Source organism: uncultured Roseobacter sp., assembly GCF_947499265.1.
Taxonomy (GTDB): domain Bacteria; phylum Pseudomonadota; class Alphaproteobacteria; order Rhodobacterales; family Rhodobacteraceae; genus Roseobacter.
The window spans coordinates 1-1238 of sequence record NZ_CANMNK010000023.1; the positions used below are offsets into that span (position 1 = coordinate 1).

2 protein-coding genes are annotated in these 1238 nt (G+C 58.5%); both read left to right on the plus strand.

Annotated features, from left to right (window positions below; all coding sequences use genetic code 11):
* Positions 1-55 precede the first annotated feature (55 nt).
* A complete protein-coding gene (locus Q1A63_RS25560) occupies positions 56-343 on the plus strand; it encodes a transposase (RefSeq protein WP_298976936.1) in 288 nt (95 codons plus the stop codon).
* 226 nt (positions 344-569) lie between these two features.
* Complete coding sequence (locus Q1A63_RS25565) at positions 570-1235, plus strand: IS3 family transposase (RefSeq protein WP_298976938.1); 666 nt, start codon at positions 570-572, stop codon at positions 1233-1235.
* The last annotated feature ends 3 nt before the right edge of the window (positions 1236-1238 follow it).

Consider the following 1238-nt stretch of genomic DNA (forward strand, 5'->3'; position numbering starts at 1 on the left):
TGTCCTTCCCCCCTAGAACTGAGCCATTACATTGGCCGCGAGAGGGGTACGGGACATGGCGAGGAAGCGACATTCAGACGAAGACGTGCTGAAGCTGCTGCGTGAGATCGAACTTAAGCTGACAGCCGGCGTTGACGTGGCATCCGCTTGTCGAAGCGTCGGGATCAGCGATGCGACGTACTATAACTGGCGGAAGCGCTTCGGCGGCATGGGACGGTCGCAGCTGTCTGAGATGAAGAAGCTGGAGAAAGAAAACGCCCGGCCGAAGAAGATCGTCGCGGAGCTCGAACTGGACAAGCTCATCCTCAAGGAAAGCCTGAACCACCTAAAGCCCCGCGCCTGACCACAGCGGAGCTCCCTCAGGCCGCCATTCATACACGCCAGAAGCTCGCGACGTCAGAGCGACGGACGTGTCGGGTAATTGGCCTCGCGCGGAGCTCCCTGCAATATCGAGCGATACCGAGAGATGACGACGCGCTGCGATTGACGATCATCCGGCTGGCGAAGCAGTACGGCCGTTATGGCTATCGCAAGGGTCGTCCTGGTTGCGCCATTGGTTCGAGCAACCAATGGACGACGAGCTTCTTCACGTTGAAGGCTGGCGAGTGAACCACAAGAAGGTCGAGCAGCTCTGGCGAGAGGAAGGATTGCAGCTTCCACAGCGGCACAAGAAACGCAAACGGCTCTATTACAAGGACAGTTCGATCATCCGCTTGAGGCCAACCCATCCGAACCATGTCTGGGCCATCGACGTCGTCCACGACAAGCTCAGCAATGGACGGAGCTTCAAGATGCTGACGGTTCTTGATGAGTTCACCCGGCAGGCATTGGCGGTGACGGTGCGCACCAAGATGGGAGCCAACGACGTCCTCGAAGCTCTCTATCCACTCCTCCTGAGGCACGGTTCACCAGAGTACATTCGATCTGACAATGGACCCGAGTTCGCGGCCGAAGCACTGCTGGGCTGGCTTCGGCGCGTTGGCATCGAGCCGATCCGTATCTATCCCGGATCGCCCTGGGAGAACGGCTACAATGAGCGGTTCAACGGGACGCTGCGTCGAGAGGTTCTCAATGCGGAGTGGTTCACGACGACCGAGCAGGCCCAGATCGTCATCAACCACTGGCTCAGGCAGTACAATCACACCCGACCGCATCAGGCACTCAACATGCGTCCACCCGTCCCAGAAACCATTTTAGAGAAAGCCCAAATTTGTGGCCCAGGATCAGGGGGCTAGACA

Bases quoted from the DNA above. Each gene is read 5' to 3' on its own strand.
- Q1A63_RS25565 (WP_298976938.1), top strand. From the start codon at position 570: ATGGACGACGAGCTTCTTCACGTTGAAGGCTGGCGAGTGAACCACAAG.
- Q1A63_RS25560 (WP_298976936.1), top strand. From the start codon at position 56: ATGGCGAGGAAGCGACATTCAGACGAAGACGTGCTGAAGCTGCTGCGT.